Below are 18447 nucleotides of genomic sequence, written 5' to 3' on the forward strand. Positions count from 1 at the left end.
TTTCTAACAAAACTCGTGCTATAATCATGGTAACTTTCTTAGAAAAAGGAGCAAAAAATGAACTTACTAGAAGCTTTAGAAATCGAAGTAGAAGCAGCAACAGCCGATTTTGTTCGTTTACGAATGCCCATCAAAGAACAGCACAAACAGCCTTTTGGTCTCGTTCACGGTGGCATTAACGGCGTTTTGATCGAGACTGCCTGCAGCATCGGTGCCAATCAAGCTTTGGCTCAAGAAGAAGCCTTCGCCGCCGGCATTGACCTACAAGTCAACCATCTAGCCGCCGCCCAAGAAGGAACCCTGATCGTAGAAGCTAGTCCTGATCGCATCGGCGCCCGTATCCAAACTTGGCAAGCCACTATTTGGTTAGCTAGCGGGTTAAAAACTGCCGTTGGTCGCTGTACCTTGACGACAGTGCGCAAATAATTCTTTTCGCTCCTGTGTTGTAAACACGGGAGCATTTTTGGCCTGCTTTGAAGAAAGATGCCACCAGTTAACCCCTTATCAAAGATATTCTTTCATTATAAAGATATTGAGAATATGAGCGTAGTTTTTTCAAAAGGTACGTTGTTTTTTTACAGAATAGGGGTCTTTCGTTATAATGTAGCTAAGAAAGCGAGGCTTATTATGAAAAATAACCGATTGATCCACTTTTTAGGCGGCAAAACAAGCTATTATGTCTTAGGACTGATTATCTTGTCGGCAGTTGCTGTCTTTTTGCTAAATCAGATTTCTTTTTTATTTACACCCTTTTCAGCCATTCTTACAGCTATTATCCCACCCTTTTTATTTGGGCTGATCCTTTACTATCTGTTTAATCCGGTGGTCGATAAATTGGAAACGAAAAAAATTCCCCGCAGTGCTTCGATTGCTGGGATCTATCTGTTGATTCTTTTGTTGATCGTCTTTGCTGGTTTCCAGCTTTATCCGATTTTGGAGCAGCAAACCACCGATCTGATCAATAGCTTACCAAGTTTGGTCAGTGACTTTGAGAAAAACGCGACCGCCTTTTTAGAAAATACCCCATTTCAAGATGAGATGGCACAAATTACAGACACACTACAAAATATCACCAGTAATATCATGAGTTTTATTGGAGACTATTGGCAAACTGGTGCCGCTGGGCTCAGCAGTTTATTTTCAACCATTTCGACCTTGTTCATTGCTTTGTTTACTGGACCGATCATTGCCTTTTTCTTATTGCGTAACCCAAACAAGTTTTATTTTTCGGTCCTCTCATTAGTGCCACCACGTTTTCGCAAAGACTTTAATGAAATCGTCAAGATCTCTGACTTACAAGTCGGTGCCTTTTTGAAAGGACAAATCATTTCATCCCTGATTTTAGGGGCGATCTATTGGGTTGTTTTCCTCTTGATCGGCCTAGAGTATGCCAGTATTCTGGCGATCGCCGCTGGTCTGCTTTGCATCATCCCCTATATTGGACCTTTTATCGTCTTTTTCCCAGGGCTTTTCATTGCCGCACAAGACTCCACCGGGATGTTGGTTAAGTTTTTGATTGCTTGGTTTGCTGTACAGCTGCTTCATGGCGATTTAGTCGTGCCCCGTGTGATGGGTGACCGATTGAAAATCCATCCTATTACGATTCTGGTTGTTTTATTGGTGATGGGTGATTTGATGGGAATCGTTGGGGTGATTTTTGGAATCCCGATTTATTGTCTGCTAAAAGTTCTTGTCGTTTACGTGTTCCGCAAATTCAAGCAGCGCTACAACCGCTATTACGGTCAAGACGGCAAATACTTCCACAGTGCCTTCACTAGCAAAGATTACCTAGGTGATGAAGACAAAGGCACCAAGAAAAAAGCCTAAAAAACTGTCGCGAATCGTTGGTTCGCGGCAGTTTTTGTCTATTTTATTTCATCTCATGTTCCAAAAAGAAATGATAGAGCGCCCCTAATAAATTGGCGTCATTTTGAAATTTGCAGGCTTGGATTTCCGGCTTCGTCAAGGTCTGCTGCAAAATCGGTAAACTAGCCAGCAGTTGCTGATACTGACGGTCGATTTCTTCCACCACGATCGCTTGGGCACTGATGCCACCACCAATCACGAAGCGCTCTAAGTCAATCACGGCTTGAACATTGAGTATGACACACGCGATTTCTCGGCAATACGCTGTAAACAGTGCCCAGACCTGTGGCTCTTTTTGATTGATAGCGTCAAAAACTGCTTCACCATCAGCAAGATCAGCTAAGCCTAGCAGTTGGGCGCTGCGACGGATCATGGCGACCGCTGAACCGCTAAAACCTGCCAATTGCTGCAGGGTCAATCCCTGATTATTTGGTTGCTCAGCGTTTTCTGGAGCATCGCTTCTCTTAGTGGCATTTAGTAGAAAACTTAATTCCCCTGCTTGAAAATGTGCACCTTGGATCAGTTTTCCTTCAACGATCACACCACCACCCAAACCAGTACCTAAGGTTATGGCAGCCCCATTTTGAATCCCTTTAAGGTTTCCTAGCCACCATTCAGCTAATGCGGCTGCCTTGCCATCGTTGGTCACAGCCAGCGGCACTTGGTACTTTGCCAGCAGCTGTTTTAAGGAGACTCCATCTAAAAAAGGCAATGCCCCGCCAAACGAGATCGTCCCTGTCTCTGGGTTGACTTTTCCTGGAGTACTAACAGCAATGCCCCGAATGCTCCCATGAACGTCTTCAACGATCGTTTCAATCCCTGTCAGAAATTCCGTAAGATTTTTCGGCGTATCCATCCGTCCTCGTGTCAGAATATTCCCCGAGCGATCAATGACAGCCGATTTGATTTTCGTGCCGCCGATGTCGATGCTTAAATAGTTTTTATTCACTGAATCCCACCCTCTGCTTCTACTGCCCATCGCAGGACGGTTTTGGCTTTATCTGGTGAAACTTTTCGCGGATCAGACAAATAGATTTCTCGATGCTGGAACGTGTCCATCGTTGGACGGATCACTAACTGTTCTTGTTTTAACAGCTCCTTCATTTTCGCAAAGGTTTCCGCTTCAGTGTCAAAAAAGCCTGTATGCATCGCTTGCAGGCACAATCCTTCTTCATAGCGCTCAAAGATGAGCTTTTCTAGATTTGGATTGTCTTTCTTCTCTTTGACTGCCAAGAGCTGTTCTTGAAACAGTGTTTCCGTGACTGGTTCTGGTTGGCGAATCATGATTTTGTAGATCAATTCTTCTTTGTTGACGGCACCGTCTGGCTTTGTCAGAGAGGTCCACACACCTTCTAAAGGAAAGACCGTGTATTCAAAGGGTTCATTGCCAAAAGCCCCTTTTTTCAATCCCATCCTGAGTGAATAAGAAATCGTATATAAAGCGGCGATCTCTTCGCTGAATTCAGGTCGATTCGGATCGCCGCTGCCGCTCAAACTGATAAATTGATACGTTGGCACCTCGATCACTGTTGGTTTTTTGGGAAGATAGAGCTCTTTTTCTAGTTTGCGCCATTCATACTTCATAAGGACCCTCCTCGATTTGCTTTTCTTTATTTTACCATGAATCACTTGAGCCGACCGAATGAAATATAGGCTGTTTAAGTGAAGGAAAATAACTTGGTCAGCACCATTTTCATAATGAAACTAGTTTGACATTACAGAAATTTCTCTATCTTCCTTGCCTTCGCTCATTGTTTTACTATGAAAATCTCCTTTCTTCTATCTTTTCAAATACAAAAACTGCAGAAATCAATTCAAGAAGAGAGTGATTTCTGCAGTGATCGAGCCTCGGCTCTTTTTTTATTGTCTTACAGCCTCATTAGAGGCAAAGCGTTTTGAAAAATGTTGTTCTAATCGCTTTTGCCCGGCTTCAATCAAAATGCACAACAGCCAATAAATGATGGCAACTAGCACATACATGGACATGTAATCAAAGGTTCGTCCGCCAACGATCTTAGCTTTTTGAAAAATATCAGGAATCGTGATCATTGCTGCCAAGGAGGTTCCTTTCAACAAATCCATTGCCACATTACTCAATGCCGGTACAGAAATACGAAAGGCTTGTGGCAAAATAATTAGACGCATCGTTTTCGTAAAGGATAACCCTAACGCATAGGCAGCATCAAATTGCCCACGATCCACACCAGCAATTGATCCTCGGTAGATTTCCCCGATAAATGCGCTGCTGGTCAATGTAAAACAGATGATCGCAGCACTAAGCGCCGACAATTGATAAGGCAAGCCAAAATACAGTAGGAACAGCAAGACCAACGCTGGGACGCCTCTTAGAAATGAGAGGTAGCCCCGCACGAACCCTTTAATGATGGGGTTTTCCAGCATCCCTAAGAAGGTGAGTGTGATCCCTAATACGTTGCCTCCTAGAAACGAAACGACAGCAATGCCGACCGTATAGGACAAGCCCGACAGCAAATAGGGCAATGACTCCCACATCAACGGCAAATCAAGGGTTGGAATATACATTAGTCTGTTTCAACCGTTTGGATCGCTTGATCAGATTTTACTGAAATATCGGTTTGAAAATACGTTTCCGCAAGTTCTTTTAAACGGCCGTCTTCTTTCATTTCTGCTAAAACAGCATCCACTTTTTCCTGCAATGCTTGATGATCTTTCACAAATAAGAAGCCCGTTTCATTCGGATTAAAGTAGACATCTTCCAAAATTTTTACAGGGATATCTGGCAAAGCAGCGACTGCCATTTTTTGCAAATAATAATCATTCAAGATCACATCCGTTCGACCATTCGCAACATCTGTCAAATACTGATCATTCGTTGCGTTGTCGTAAGTCACTAATTCTGCCCCATAGGATTCGGCTAAGCGCATGTAGCTGGTATTCGGTTCACCAGCAGCTTTTTTGCCATCCAAATCTTCTAAAGAAGCAATCCCAGAGTCATCACTTTTACGCACGATCATACTATCGAACGAGTATTTAATAGGCGTTGAGAGACTGAATTTTTCCGCCCGTTCATCTGTCAAACCAAAATCGTTGGCAGCAAAATCGGCTTCTCCACGTGTTAAAGAAGAAACTTGTCCATCGACATTGTACTCTTTAAATGTGATCTCTACGCCTAATCGTTTGGCGACTTCTTTTGCCACATCGACATCATAGCCCACTAATTCATTTTCATCGTTATAGTAAGACGATGGATACAAGGTTCCCGAAGTAGCAACAACCAATGTTTTGGCTTCTTCCACCTTGCTTAAACTGGTGTCTTCTTCCGTTGGTTTGCTGCAGGCACTTAACAAGACTCCCGCAAATAAACCTAAAAAGCCAACCATTGCAACGATTTTCCCTTTTCTAACTTGTTTCATAATATCCTCCTCTTAGTCTCCTTGTTTTGGCAACAGAAATCGTTGCTGTGTTTCAAATAAATAGCCGACTTGGAAAAGTAGATCTTCTCTGCCTTTAGACGCCATAAATTGGATCCCTAGCGGCAACCCTTCCTCACTAAGAGCAGTTGGCAAGCTGATGGCTGGCTGCCCCGTTAAATTGGCTAATTGAGTGTAAGGTGTCAGAGCATAGCTCTTGGCAAACATTTCTTCGATCAACTCACCCGCAGCATTTTTTCCAAGCGTCTCGATCTCATGCAGTCTTTGGCGTATGCTATCGCTTTGTAAGTCTTCCTCAATCAAAGGGGCTGGATAAGCCGTCGTCGGGGTCAAAAAGAGATCATAGGTCGAAAAGACTTCTTCCATCTTTTCTGCCAGCTGATCCCACCACTGCAAGGCAAGAACGTAATCGGCGGCAGGCAGTTTTTTGCCATATTGGTAAAGTGCCCAGGTCATCAATTCCATCCCTTCCCGTCTGACCGGTACTTGACGAGCAGCATCGATCTCAGCAAACATCGCGGCTGTTTCGCCGCCATTCATGGCGTAATAAGTGGTCATCATTTGCTGACCATCCACTGGATAGCCCACTTCAACGACTTCATGCCCCTGCTTTTCTAAAAATGTGGCTGCACTTCGCACTGCTTGGATGGCAGTTTCAGACACTTGGCCACCGGTCGGCGATGCGGTAGTAAAAGCAACCTTCAACCGCGGTTTTTGACTCGCTTGCTGATGATGCCATTCTACTTGCGGTGCCTGATAAGGGGCAGTCGGCTGTGACGTCCGCAACGCATAAAACAATTGTTCCGTATCACGCATGGAAAGCGTCAACGCAAAGTTGATGGAAGCGCCTTGCCAGCTGCGCCATTCACTAGGACCCACAGGCATCGTACCACGGGTTGGCTTCAAACCGATCAATCCGCTAAAGGATGCTGGAATGCGGATCGATCCGCCGCCATCACTGGCACCCGCAATCGGAAACATCCCCGAAGCCACTGCCGCTGCCGCACCACCACTGGAACCACCGGCTGAATAGGCAGGATTCCACGGATTACGTGTAGGCCCATATAATGTTGGATCAGTAATATTTTTGAATCCAAATTCTGGTGCATTGGTTTGCCCTAACGGCACAAAGCCTGCCTCTTCTAAACGGGAGACAAAATGAGCCGTGCGGCTGGCTCGTGCATTTGCAAACAGTTTGGCTCCTGACGTTGCTGGCCACCCTGCTTTGGTTTGGCCGAGTATTTTTAACGGCATGGGTTGTCCCCCAAAAACCGTTTTTTGAAGATGCTGCTCGTAATGCTGGATCGCTGCTTGCGGATCAAATGTTACAAGCGCATTCAAAAGCGGATTTTGTTGATTGACTTTTTCTTCGATCATCGCCACCCGCTCTGCAAAACTGATTTGTCCTTGCCGCAATTGTTCCGCCCAATAGGTCGCATCTTGCATGCTTGCCCCTCCTTTTTCTCAAACCCTCAAACAATTATCTAAACTGTAACACACGAAAAATTCTTCTTTATATAGACTACAATATACCAAACACTAGGAAATCTTTCAACAAAAATAGAACAGTTTTTAAACCTGTATCACATCATTATCAAACGTTCCAATCTTTTTACTACTGGCTGTCGACCAACGCTTCTTCTTAGCTGCCCGAATCATAACCTAACAAAAACGGCACATCGCCAAACGATGTGCCGTTTTGATTTACTTGTATTTTTCTTCCAGCTTGCTCATCCAAAGACCTAACCAAGCCCCCAAGACAAACAAGATAATTCCGATGACGGCCGTTACCCAAGTAAAGCCGCTATAGTTTGCCACCGGAGGAATCACGATCAATATCGTTGAGGCAATAACGATCCCTAAAATGAAGTGATAGACTTTTGAATGATAATGGGTCAATAGCCACTCCATCAATTTCGAAAACAGCAGCATCACTGCCAAGCCGCCAATGGCGATCGGTAGAAAGACACCCATGATGTCAAAGCTCTTAAAGCCTTTCAACATCGGATCATAAAGTCCCAAAACGAGCAAAAGGTTTGAAGGACTCAAGCCGGGAACCAAAACACCTAACGCGATCAGACCGCCGGCGATCACAAAACCTATGAAATTGGCAGGGATCGTTCCTAAGATATCGCCCATAAAATAGAGGAACAAGAAGCCGATGACCATACTGCCGAAGAACCAAATCAAATCACCGGTTGTCCGTTTGCTTTTCAAGGTCGATTCTTTAGCAAGTGCTGGTAACGTCCCAATAATTGCCCCCGCAAAGCCCCACAAAACGATGATTTGATAGTTTTGCAGCAGCCACTCTAATGGCTTTGATAAAAGCCCGATCCCTACGATTCCCCCGATCCCTACTGGCAGGAAAAAGAGGAGATTCTCTTTAAAATTCTTCGTCAGATGTGCCATAAAGCGCAGCATCCGCTCATAAATGCCTAAGATGGCTGCCAATACGCCACCTGAAACACCAGGCAAGATAAAGCCCAAGGCAATCACCACGCCTTTAAGAAAACGTGACAAAATACTTTCGTTTCTCTGTTTTTCCATTTACAATTGCTCTCCTTAGCGATGGTTTTCACCAATCGTTCTTTTTTCATCAATCCCTTTAACTATACTTGATTGCCAAAAAAATGGAAAGTAATTTCTAATTCCTCATACAAAGACAGATTTCAAAGTTCTTTCAGCATCAAGAAATCCGTCTGCTCATCATCCCCCATAAAAAAGGAGTGACTGCCAACTCTTTCAAAGCCCATCGTATGATAAAAAGCCAACGCATTGTCGTTAAATTCCCAAACGCCTAACCAGATCGACTTTTTCTGCAGCTCTTTGGCGGTCTCTTGGGCAAACAGCAGCAGTGTTTTGCCATAGCCTCTGCGCTTATGTTCTTTTTTGATATAGATTCGTTCAATTTCCAACCCCTCTGGGGCAATCGCTTCCGTTTGCGCCTCACCCCAGTTAAGTTTGATATATCCTACGGTTTGATCATTTTCTTGTAAAAAATAAAACGCCGATTGCGGATTTTCTAACTCTCGGGTCAGTTTCGGCAGATTGTAGGCTTCTTCTAGATAGATACGAGTATTTTCCTCCGTATTGAAAGGAGCAAATGTATCGTAATAGGTGGATACGCTGATTTCTCCCAATTCTTCTAAATCTGCCAAAGTACATCGTTTGATAGCCATCAAAACGCCTCCTCATTTTTTCAAGCTATTCTATCACATCTCCATCATCCCTTGCAAAAGCAAAAAGGACAGACAGCTTTCCCCACTGTCCGTCCTTTCATAGACTTACTCTTTTATAACCAAGAGCCAGAAAACTGATGGATCACCATCGTACTCGGATCTTCCTCGACCTCACCAGTGATATAGCTTTTTGGTGAAAACGTCATTTGCGGGAAGATTTCTACACCCTTAACGGTTTGTCGTTGATTATTCAATTCTAATCCGTGGTTTTGCAACAGTTCCGTCACTCGGATCACATTGGTGACGACATCTTCCGTTTTTTCTGCCCGGACAAATTTTCGGTCATCGTAATCGTGGTACCATTCTTCCATAAAGGGATGATGCGGCACCGCTCCAATGATCCCAGTAGAAATCTTGGTTTCGATCTCAAAGCCCATAAATGCCTCCAGTGTCAAGAGCTCATCTAAAGGTTTGACCACCTCGATATCGGTATCCATATAAATACCGCCTTCTGTCACTAACGCATACAAACGAACCACATCTGACACAAAGGCCCATTCTTCTTGGTCATAGGCCTCTTTTAGATAAGGACCGAATTTTGAAAGGTCGATCGTTGATTCATCCCAACGTTTGATCTCATAATCCGGACAATATTTTTTCCAGGTATCCATGTATTTCTTTTCTTGTTCACCTAATGGATTGCCGCCAAACCAGCAATAATGAATAATTTTTGGAATCATCAATCTCTCTCCTTTAGTTTATTGGTCTCTTTTAAGTGTAGCTGATTTTGCAATTGTTTCAAAATCATATACACTTTTTTCAGCGAAAGCAGTTGCTCCTGCTCCTGGGCATGATCAGAAAAATCCATTAAAAAAAGCACCAGAATCAGCGATTCTAGCGCCTTTTTGAGGGATTACTTATAAATAGCGATTGTCCCGTAAAACGGCTTTTTTAATATCTGCCACCGTTTGCGTCCCCGCAAGCTGCATGACCATCTCCAATTCTTTTTTGAAGAAATCAAAGACTTGTTGAACACCGGTAGCACCACCTAGAGCCAACCCATAGATCACTGGGCGGCCGATCGCCACTAGATCTGCTCCGCAAGCAATCGCTTTAAAGACATGCTGTCCTCGCCGTACCCCGCTATCAAAGACGATCGGCGCCCGACCTGCCACTGCTTCAGCCACGATCTGTAAGGAATCAAAGGAAGCTGGACCACCATCCAATTGGCGTCCCCCGTGATTTGAGACCCAAATCCCTTGTGCACCTGCCCCTAAAGCTCGTTCCACATCTTCTTCTGATTGCACCCCTTTGACATAAACTGGCAAGTCAGATTCTTTGGCGATAAAAGCGACATCCTGGGGACTTAATTTTTGTTTTGAGGAGCCGTAAACGGCATCCATCGTTTGTCCGATCCCTGATTGATAGGCCTGAACGATCGGCATTGCCAACGGAAAGGTGAAGCCATTGCGGCGATCCGTTTCTCGATTGCCCCCCACAGTTGCATCTGCGGTCAAAACGATCGCTTTGGCGCCATTGCGTTTTGCCATCGCCAAGATGTCTTTATTGATGCCATCGTCTTTACTCATATAAAATTGGAACCACTGCGGCGCTTCTTGGCCACCAGCTGCTCGGATTTCTTCCAACGTACAAGAGGCATACGAACTCGCCGTATAGATCGTGCCAAAACGTGAAACCCCTTTGGCTGACGCTTGTTCTGCCGCAACATTTGCTAAGCCGTGGGCGGCAACAGGCGCCATAATGATTGGCGCTGACAACGTATCACCGCCAAAGGACAACGTTGTGTCCGGTAATTCAATGTCCTTTAAGACATGAGGAATGATCAATTTGTGATTGAAGGCGCGTTCATTTTCTTGATAGGTAAAAATATCCCCCGCACCACTGCTGATATAGCCATACCCACCTTTAGGAATCACTTCCTCTGCCGCGATCTCCAAATCGCGCATATTGATAAAATCGATTGCTCCTTCTGCGGTACTTGCTTGATAAATTTTTTCCATGCCTTTCCCTACTCTCCAATAAGATAACGTTTACATTTTCATCCTACCCCTGATTGCAGGATCACGCAACTCATTCGCTCACTCCTACTCAACACGCTGCTTTTACTTTCCCACTCAAGACAGCCCTCCATTTGAGTGGGCTGAATTATTTTTATGTTCGTGAGAAATATTCTGCCAACAACAACGGCTGAATCGTTGGATATGTCCAGTTGGCAGGCGGCTCTGCCATTACATAGATTGCTTCGATTTCTGAGGTCAATTCATCCTGCAAGTCCGTGATCTGGGCTTCAAACACCAAGCCGTAATCGGTCTCCCCGTTTTTTTCTACACCATAGATAAATAACGGTTCTAGGGTAAAGTGCTTGGCGCCTGTTTCTTCTTTTAATTCACGGGCAGCACACTCTGTGATGCTTTCTCCTAGTTCTCGCTTGCCTCCAGGGATCTCCAAGGTGTCTCGTTCTTTGTGTTTGACATAGACGAACTTTTCTTGGTACTTGCTGATGATCACGGCAAAAACTAGCTGCTCTTCTGCGATCTTTTCAAGCTCGAATATCGTTACGTTACTCATTTTTCTCATTCCTTTCAAAAAAGCAGACATGCTTCTAAAATAAACAGTCGTTAAATCAAAAAAAGTGCTGATCCCTTATGGAAAGGGTCAGCACTTGCAACTTATTACTCTTCTTCTTCCGCCATGAATGTGTTGAAGACTTCTTCAATCATATCCCATTCTGCTTCTGTTTCGATCTGTTCTAATTCACCTTCAGAACCGTCTTCGTTTTCAATATAAGCGTACGCTTGTAATTCAACGTCTTCTTCTTCTGGTACGCCTGCTGGATAAAGCAAGACGTAGTTGCGGCCGAATTCTTCCGTACCGTCAACCGTTAATAGAATTTCGTATAAAGTTTCATTTCCTTGATCATCGATTAAAGTAATGTGTTCATGTCCTTCATGATCGTGATCGTGGTTATGATCGTGTGTATGTTCTGACATTTATTTTCCTCTTTTCTGTAAATTAAAACAGCTGTTTCCCAGCACCATCTAAATAATTCTGCAAAATCATGACTGCTGCTAATTTATCAATCACTTTTTTTCGTTTGGCACGCGATGTATTCGCCTGTTCTACCAGCATTCGTTCTGCTTGAACGGTCGTCAGACGTTCGTCTTGGTAAACGACCGGCAAACCGAATTGCTGTTCGATCGCTGCGCCGTAAGCCATAGAAGCTTCCGCTCTAGGTCCGATCGTATTATTCATATTTTTAGGTAGTCCTACCACAAAACGTGAGACTTCATATTCTTTCACCAATTCAGCAAGTCGATCATAACCGAAATTGCCTTCATCTTCATTGATGCGAATGATCTCGATCCCTTGTGCTGTCCAGCCCATTGGGTCACTGACCGCCACGCCGACTGTCCGCGAACCAACATCCAATCCCATGATTCTCATTATAGGTTGATCCCGTGATTGCCTAAATAATAACGGATCAGAACTTCCATGATCTCATCCCGTTCGTGACGACGAATCAAATTCCGGGCATCCCGATAACGAGGAATGTAAGCCGGGTCGCCAGAAAGGAGATAACCGACGATTTGATTGATCGGATTGTATCCTTTTTCCTCTAATGCTCGGTAGACGATAGCTAATGTTTCGCTGACTTCTTTTTTACGGCTATCATCAAAATCAAAGCGAACTGTTTCATCTGTAAAACCCATTTCACGACACCTCTCTTTTGTATAGATTTTAGCATATGTTCCTACTATATTGTACTAAACGTTTGATAAAACTACAAACATATGCTTAGATTTTCTCCATTATAACAAAGGTTTATGATGTTTTTATGAACTTTCTTAAAAAAAGCTAGAAAGCGCGATAGACATACTGGTTTTCTGGTGCTTCAATCGTCTTCTCTTGGTCTGCTACCACCATCGGCAAGTCCCGTTTGAAGGGTTGATAGTACTTCGATTGGATCGTCCCTTCCACGTGGAGCCACTGGTTATTTTCTGCCGTTGTTTGTTGTGGTAATTCCACTCGCAAGCCAAAAACGCCTGAATCAGCCACACAATGGATAATGCCAAAACGAAACAAAAAGATTTCATTGGCATCATCTTGATCTGCATGGTACACAAATCCATCATAGGTGATTTTCTTGCCAATAAATTCGCTCGGGTACGTATAGATCAACTCCATGACTTCCAAGTAATTTTCTTCCGTTATCGCAATCGTCTCATCTTTGGCGTAACGTGCCAATGCTGCATCCATCTGAGTGTCATAATCTTCTTTGTTAAAATAAAGACTTGTATCGGGTTTCAGATATTGGGTCGTCATTTCTGGATCCCCCACAGATTCTTCACTTAGGGGGAAATTAAACCCTTTTGCTTCAACGATCGTCGTATCCAAGCTAACGGTGGGGAAAAAGAGACCCACGATGATCGGTAAGGCTAATAGAAAATACGCAATCACTCGTTGGTGTTTTTTCTCTAATCCATGCTGGTGCTCATCGTCATGATGATGCTCGGGCTCTTGTTTGACCCAAAAATACAGCTGGACCAAAGCCAATAATAAAGAAATGATCATGGATAAAATAGCGAGATAGCGATAATGAATGTTGATAAACTGATTGAGTTTACCCGTCACTTGCAAATACATCATCAATTCAAAATAGCCTGATAAGATCAAAAAACGAACCATTCTTTACACCACCCATGCATAAATTGAAACGACGATTGCGACTAAACCAACTAAAGAAGCGATAAAACGCCCCGAAAAGTACCGCTTCATCATCAACAGGTTTTTAATATCTACCATTGGACCAAAAACCAGGAAACCGACGACTGGTCCAGTGCCGAATAAACTCAACAACGAAGAGCCGATAAAGGCATCTGCTTCGGAACATAGGGATAACGTTAATGCTAACAGCAGCATGACGAAGACCGCTAACAGCTTCGTGGAGCCTAATGTCAGCATCAAGCCAGTTGGCAGATAGGTCTGCATCGCTGAGGCGATCAACGCACCAATGATCAAATAACGCCCAGTATCGAAAAACTCATCCAAACTATGCTGCAGCAAATGACGAATCTGCCGAAGGAGCGGATGACTGCTCTTTTCCGTTTGATGGTGGGCGTGATCATGCCCCTGATGGTGTGGGTGAGCTGCCTGCTCATTCCCGCCACTTAATTGATTGGCAAGCCGTGTTTTTAAGATCTCTTGTTTGTTAAAATACGCCAGCCAGATCCCCACGACCATTGCGACCAATAAGCTGCCCAGTACACGCAAAAAGGCGAACTTCGCGGAATTTCCAAAGGCAATGAATGTAGAAAAAATCACGATAGGATTGATGATCGGTGCAGTCAGCATAAAGGCAAACGCCGTATACACTGGCACCTCTTTTTTTACGAACTGATTAACGATCGGTACGATCCCACATTCGCAGGAAGGAAAAAAGACCCCCAGACCACAACCAACTGTGATCGATGCCAATTTGTTTTTTGGTAAGAGTCTCGTGACTCTTTCTGGCGTCAAGAAGACTTGTAAGGCACCTGAGATCAAGCAGCCCAATAGGACAAACGGCAAGGCTTCAATGACGATAGATAAAAAAATAACACTCATTTGCAGGACAGAATTCGGTAATGCCTGAAACATAACTTTAACCTTCTTTATCAATAAATTCGAAACGCTGGAATTACTATACGTTTTTTCCTTTTTTTATACAACGTTTTTTTTAAAGCAGCCTATTTTTTTAATCGTTGCTTTAGATTTCCCTTATCTTTGAATCCTTCTTACTCACCTAAGCGATCAGCTGCTAGCAGATATTTTGACTTTTCCTCAAGAACAGCGTACATTTTCCATGGAGGAATGACTTATGCAAAAAAATCAACCGATCCAAGAGCAGCTCGCCCAACAACCGTTGGCACTACTCTATCTCTCTCAACCGAATTGCAGTATTTGTGTTGCGGACAAACCACGCATCCAAAAACTGGCACAAACCCAGCTACTCCCCCTATTTACCATCAACACGCTGGCAGAGCCAGAAGCAGCCAGTTTATTTTCGGTCTTGACGGTTCCCGTCGTCCTCTTGTTCGCGAATGGGAAAGAAGTGTATCGTGAAGCCCGCATCATCGATTTCACACGTTTGACTCAACAAATCTTGCGATATCAAGAAGCACTCACAAGCGTTGAAGAGCAAGATTCCTACGAATCACTTTTTGACCAGTTAGACGAGTAAGATCAATGGTGAAAAAGCAAAAAACAGCTGTCAGATCGTTGTATATACTACGATCTGGCAGCTGTTTTGTTGGTTCCTATTTATGTGATGCGATTATTCGCTTAGTGATGGTTCTTCTACTGGTTCTTCATGGGACAAGACGTTGCCTGAATGCAAGAAATAAATCAATGTTTGCAATTCATTGGTTAAGTCAACGTTTTGAATCAGCACGCCTTTTGGTGCAGTGATCCGTGCAGGTGTAAAGTTCAAGATTCCTTTAATGCCAGCTTTCACAAGCTCGTTCACTAAATCTTGTGAATGTTGTGCGGGAACCGTCAAAATAGCCACATCGATCTGCTGGATCTTCACTTGTTCCTTCATGTCATCCATTGGATAGACCGGCACACCATCTACGATTCGACCAACTAGATCTTCGTTGACATCAAATGCAGCACTGATCCGAATGCTGTTGCTTTGGTGAAATTTGTATTTCAACAAGGCGCTCCCCAAGTTTCCGACACCGACTAAAGCTACATTCGTCATGTGGTCTTCGTTCAATGTTTTCGCAAAGAACTGCATCAAGCTTTCAACGTCATAGCCATAGCCGCGTTTTCCTAATTCACCAAAGTAGGAAAAGTCGCGGCGGATCGTCGCACTATCAACTTGAACAGCTTCACTTAGTTCGGTCGAAGAAACTTTTAATTTGCCAGCTTGGTGCAAAATACGCAAGTAACGATAATATAAAGGCAATCGCTTCGCTGTTGCCTTTGGAATTTGATGATCTTTCAAAGAATACTCCCCCATTGTGAAAAATTCACTTGTGATGAAGCTATCATAACAAATACATTGTTCAAAAATCAATTTGAATGCTCATAATTTGAAATATAAATTTTATAATGGTAAAATCAAACTTTTTCCCAATCGCCGTTTCCCCTAAAATATGATAGACTTGTAGTATTGTAACCTTGATACAGACAAGTTTCTTAAAGATAGGAATGACATACACATGATTTTATTTCAAGCCAACCAAATCGCCCGTCTTTTCGGAGCCGAGGTTTTATTTGAAAATATCCAATTAGAGATTGCCAGCAATTCCCGAATCGCGCTTGTTGGGCGCAACGGTGCTGGTAAATCAACGCTACTGAAAATTATTGCTGGACTCGAAAGTCCTGATAAAGGAACGATCGCTAAAAACAAGACCGCTACGATGGGCTACTTAGCTCAAGATACCGGACTTGATAGTCAGGCCACCGTATGGGAAGAAATGCTAGGAGCTTTTGCAACGGTTCGGCAGATGGAGCAGCGCATGCGTACCTTAGAGATCGCCATCTCCGAAGCAGATCCTGCTGCTGACTCTGGCAATCTCCTGAAAGAATACGACCAATTGCAACATGAATTTGCAGAAAAAAACGGCTATGGCTATGAAAATGAAATTCGCTCCGTCTTGCACGGTTTTCAGTTTGATCCTTCTTTTTACACGCAAGCCATCAATACCCTTTCTGGTGGTCAAAAAACCCGCTTGGCATTAGCAAAAATGCTACTGCAAAAACCTGATATCTTGATCCTCGATGAACCGACCAACCATTTAGACATCGAAACGTTATCTTGGTTGGAAAACTATCTACAAGGATATGCCGGTGCGTTGCTGATCGTTTCCCATGACCGTTACTTCCTAGACAAAGTCGTCAACGAAGTCTACGAACTGAGTCGTCAAAAAATGCGCCACTACAAAGGCAATTACAGCCGCTATTTGACCCTGAAAGCGGAGCAGCTGCAAAGTGAATGGAAAGCCTTTGAAAAGCAGCAAGAAGAAATCAATAAACTGGAAGACTTTGTTGCCCGCAACCTTGTCCGTGCGTCTACCACCAAACGCGCGCAAAGTCGCCGTAAGCAATTAGAGAAAATGGATCGGCTGGATCGCCCGCAAGGAGATGAAAAATCCGCCCACTTCCTTTTTTCTATTGAAAAGCCTTCAGGAAATGTTGTAATGCAAGTAGAAAATGCCGCTATCGGTTATTCTGAAGAAGAAGTTTTATCGGCGCCCATCGACTTAGATGTTCGGCGCAAAGATGCGATCGCTTTAGTGGGACCGAATGGGATCGGCAAATCAACCTTACTGAAATCGTTGATTCATAAAATCCCCTTTATTCAAGGAAAGGTGCATTTTGGCGCCAATGTCTCAATCGGGTACTATGACCAAACTCAATCCGATCTGCATTCAACCAAAACGATCCTCCATGAGCTTTGGGATGACCACAGCACCACACCTGAAGTCGAGATTCGCAATATATTAGGCAGCTTCTTATTTTCTGGAGAAGATGTTGAAAAGCCGATCACGCTATTAAGCGGTGGCGAAAAAGCCCGTGTCGCTTTGGCAAAATTAGCCATGGACCATGACAATTTCTTGATTTTGGATGAGCCAACCAACCATTTAGACATCGACAGCAAAGAAGTCTTAGAAAATGCGCTGATCGATTATGAAGGCACTTTGTTCTTCGTATCTCATGACCGCTACTTTATCAATCGAATCGCCACCAAGGTCGTGGAACTGTCTGAAAACGGCAGCAAGCTCTATCTCGGCGATTACGATTATTATTTAGAAAAGAAACAAGAAGAAGCTGAGATCGCAGCAATGTTGGAAGCAAAAACAACCGAAACCACCCTCTCAGCGGGCAAGCAAACCTTTGTCCAAAGCAAGGAACAGCAAAAAGCCGTTAGAACCTTACAGCGAAAAGTCACCCAAATCGAAGAAGAGCTTGCCACGATAGAAGAAACGATCCAGCAACTGGAACAAGACATGACCGCACCAGAAGCGTTGAATGATCATGTAAAATTGACCGCGTTGAATCAAGCGTTAGAACAAGCCCGCACTGAACAAGAAGCCCTATTAGAAGCATGGGAAAATACTAGCTTAGAACTAGAGGCATTTGAAAGTTGATCGTGGAATCGGTCTGTAGGCCGATGACAAGCGCCCCCTCCTTTGTTTTACTTAAAGAACAGGATGAATACGTAAGATTCGTAAAACAAGGAGGGAAAAATGCAAAAACAGACAGATGTTTATCGAAAGCGTCGGCCAATGATTGTTTTAGCAGGATTGGTGTTGATTTGGATAGGGTTCAATCGAATCTCTCATCACGTGTTGTACGGAGAGTTGTCCGAACACGTGTCTACCGCCGTTGCCTATGATGAGAGTTATGACGACGAATATATTTACTCTCAAGCTATTTTTAGTGATGACATCAATGCTTATTTATGGGAAATGGACATCACGACACCGATTTTCTTGCAGACGAACGAAGAATGGGCCGATAGATCCTATGGCAATGACGGCAGCCAAACCTTAGCAGAAAACGGCTGTGCGATCGCTTCTCTTGCGATGGTTCAATCCTATCTTGAAGGCTATCCCATTTCGCCACTAGAAGTCCTTGATTGGGCAGGAGATCATTATTACGTTGACGGCCAAGGAACGGACTGGCGGATTTTTTCTGACTTTGCCGATGCAAACGGCTACAACTACTATGATCTTGGCACAGATCTAGCCAGTGTTGAAGCTTACTTGCAACAAAATCATCCCGTCATCGTTTCTGTGACTCCAGGGGAATTTACAGATGGCGGCCATATTATGGTCTTAGGTGGAATGATGGACGATCAAGTGTTTGTCTTAGATCCCAATGATGACCCGCAAAAATCCCATTACGCTATCTATTACACACTAGATGAAATCGCTGATCAAAGCTTACGCTTTTGGACCTTCAGCTGATTGATCAAAAAA

21 protein-coding genes are annotated in these 18447 nt (G+C 43.8%); 5 read left to right on the top strand and 16 right to left on the bottom strand.

The features are described 5' to 3' along the window. The first annotated feature begins 57 nt into the window (after nt 1–57). Both IGJ44_RS12700 and IGJ44_RS12705 read left to right on the top strand, forming a co-directional pair. The gene (locus IGJ44_RS12700) at nt 58–426 is read left to right on the top strand and encodes a PaaI family thioesterase (RefSeq protein ID WP_016612672.1); all 369 of its coding nucleotides are present in this window, start codon (nt 58–60) and stop codon (nt 424–426) included. A gap of 201 nt (nt 427–627) precedes the next feature. Continuing rightward, nucleotides 628–1827, top strand: a complete 1200-nt coding sequence (locus IGJ44_RS12705; RefSeq protein WP_010749831.1) for an AI-2E family transporter — start codon at nt 628–630, stop codon at nt 1825–1827. A 43-nt stretch (nt 1828–1870) separates the two neighbouring features. Here IGJ44_RS12705 and IGJ44_RS12710 read toward each other — a convergent pair whose 3' ends face one another. The 15 genes from IGJ44_RS12710 to IGJ44_RS12780 form a co-directional block, all read right to left on the bottom strand. After that, nucleotides 1871–2815, bottom strand: coding sequence for an ROK family protein (locus IGJ44_RS12710; RefSeq protein WP_074535512.1), 945 nt, complete (start codon nt 2813–2815; stop codon nt 1871–1873). Continuing rightward, entirely contained in the window at nt 2812–3450 is a 639-nt protein-coding gene (locus IGJ44_RS12715) for a GyrI-like domain-containing protein (RefSeq protein WP_074535511.1), read from the bottom strand. The genes IGJ44_RS12710 and IGJ44_RS12715 overlap by 4 nt, the downstream gene beginning before the upstream one ends. Before the next feature lie 276 nt (nt 3451–3726). Then, entirely contained in the window at nt 3727–4407 is a 681-nt protein-coding gene (locus IGJ44_RS12720) for an amino acid ABC transporter permease (protein ID WP_074535510.1), read from the bottom strand. Then, complete coding sequence (locus IGJ44_RS12725) at nt 4407–5258, bottom strand: transporter substrate-binding domain-containing protein (protein ID WP_015510211.1); 852 nt, start codon at nt 5256–5258, stop codon at nt 4407–4409. Before IGJ44_RS12725 ends, IGJ44_RS12720 begins: the two co-directional genes overlap by 1 nt. Before the next feature lie 12 nt (nt 5259–5270). Further along, nucleotides 5271–6722 (bottom strand): amidase, encoded by a 1452-nt coding sequence (locus IGJ44_RS12730; protein WP_074535509.1) that lies wholly within the window; start codon nt 6720–6722, stop codon nt 5271–5273. A gap of 258 nt (nt 6723–6980) precedes the next feature. Next, complete coding sequence (locus IGJ44_RS12735) at nt 6981–7823, bottom strand: DUF368 domain-containing protein (RefSeq protein WP_060793123.1); 843 nt, start codon at nt 7821–7823, stop codon at nt 6981–6983. A gap of 122 nt (nt 7824–7945) precedes the next feature. Beyond that, nucleotides 7946–8455 (bottom strand): GNAT family N-acetyltransferase, encoded by a 510-nt coding sequence (locus IGJ44_RS12740; protein ID WP_015510214.1) that lies wholly within the window; start codon nt 8453–8455, stop codon nt 7946–7948. Between the two features lie 113 nt (nt 8456–8568). Beyond that, nucleotides 8569–9195, bottom strand: a complete 627-nt coding sequence (locus IGJ44_RS12745) for a glycosyltransferase family 32 protein (protein ID WP_010749841.1) — start codon at nt 9193–9195, stop codon at nt 8569–8571. Nucleotides 9196–9372: 177 nt separating this feature from the next. After that, nucleotides 9373–10476 (bottom strand): alpha-hydroxy-acid oxidizing protein, encoded by a 1104-nt coding sequence (locus tag IGJ44_RS12750; protein ID WP_010749842.1) that lies wholly within the window; start codon nt 10474–10476, stop codon nt 9373–9375. Between the two features lie 151 nt (nt 10477–10627). Then, the gene (locus IGJ44_RS12755; RefSeq protein ID WP_086337969.1) at nt 10628–11044 is read right to left on the bottom strand and encodes an NUDIX hydrolase; all 417 of its coding nucleotides are present in this window, start codon (nt 11042–11044) and stop codon (nt 10628–10630) included. Nucleotides 11045–11148: 104 nt separating this feature from the next. Further along, a complete protein-coding gene (locus IGJ44_RS12760; protein ID WP_005228559.1) occupies nt 11149–11466 on the bottom strand; it encodes a DUF1292 domain-containing protein in 318 nt (105 codons plus the stop codon). A 22-nt stretch (nt 11467–11488) separates the two neighbouring features. Further along, the gene (gene ruvX / locus IGJ44_RS12765) at nt 11489–11920 is read right to left on the bottom strand and encodes a Holliday junction resolvase RuvX (RefSeq protein WP_005234242.1); all 432 of its coding nucleotides are present in this window, start codon (nt 11918–11920) and stop codon (nt 11489–11491) included. Beyond that, nucleotides 11920–12186 carry an IreB family regulatory phosphoprotein gene (locus tag IGJ44_RS12770; protein WP_005228556.1) on the bottom strand — a complete coding sequence of 89 codons (267 nt, stop codon included), beginning with the start codon at nt 12184–12186 and terminating at the stop codon, nt 11920–11922. Before IGJ44_RS12770 ends, ruvX begins: the two co-directional genes overlap by 1 nt. Nucleotides 12187–12331: 145 nt before the next feature. Continuing rightward, nucleotides 12332–13162: a TIGR03943 family putative permease subunit gene (locus tag IGJ44_RS12775; RefSeq protein WP_086297853.1), complete on the bottom strand. Its 831-nt coding sequence runs from the start codon at nt 13160–13162 to the stop codon at nt 12332–12334. A gap of 3 nt (nt 13163–13165) precedes the next feature. Next, entirely contained in the window at nt 13166–14113 is a 948-nt protein-coding gene (locus IGJ44_RS12780; RefSeq protein WP_016608821.1) for a permease, read from the bottom strand. Between the two features lie 220 nt (nt 14114–14333). On the opposite strand from IGJ44_RS12780, the gene IGJ44_RS12785 reads away from it, so the two are divergent. Further along, on the top strand, nt 14334–14696 hold the full coding sequence (locus tag IGJ44_RS12785; protein ID WP_167826942.1) for a thioredoxin family protein: 363 nt from the start codon (nt 14334–14336) through the stop codon (nt 14694–14696). Nucleotides 14697–14789: 93 nt separating this feature from the next. On the opposite strand, the gene IGJ44_RS12790 is transcribed toward IGJ44_RS12785, so the two are convergent. After that, nucleotides 14790–15464 carry a redox-sensing transcriptional repressor Rex gene (locus tag IGJ44_RS12790; protein ID WP_005228549.1) on the bottom strand — a complete coding sequence of 225 codons (675 nt, stop codon included), beginning with the start codon at nt 15462–15464 and terminating at the stop codon, nt 14790–14792. 217 nt (nt 15465–15681) lie between these two features. Between IGJ44_RS12790 and IGJ44_RS12795 the strand changes: the two genes are divergently transcribed. Both IGJ44_RS12795 and IGJ44_RS12800 read left to right on the top strand, forming a co-directional pair. Next, the gene (locus tag IGJ44_RS12795) at nt 15682–17613 is read left to right on the top strand and encodes an ABC-F family ATP-binding cassette domain-containing protein (protein ID WP_167826941.1); all 1932 of its coding nucleotides are present in this window, start codon (nt 15682–15684) and stop codon (nt 17611–17613) included. 99 nt (nt 17614–17712) lie between these two features. Beyond that, nucleotides 17713–18435, top strand: coding sequence for a C39 family peptidase (locus IGJ44_RS12800; RefSeq protein ID WP_167826940.1), 723 nt, complete (start codon nt 17713–17715; stop codon nt 18433–18435). Nucleotides 18436–18447 lie beyond the last annotated feature (12 nt).

The organism is Enterococcus sp. DIV1368d, from assembly GCF_050542975.1.
Taxonomy (GTDB): Bacteria; Bacillota; Bacilli; order Lactobacillales; family Enterococcaceae; genus Enterococcus_D; species Enterococcus_D casseliflavus.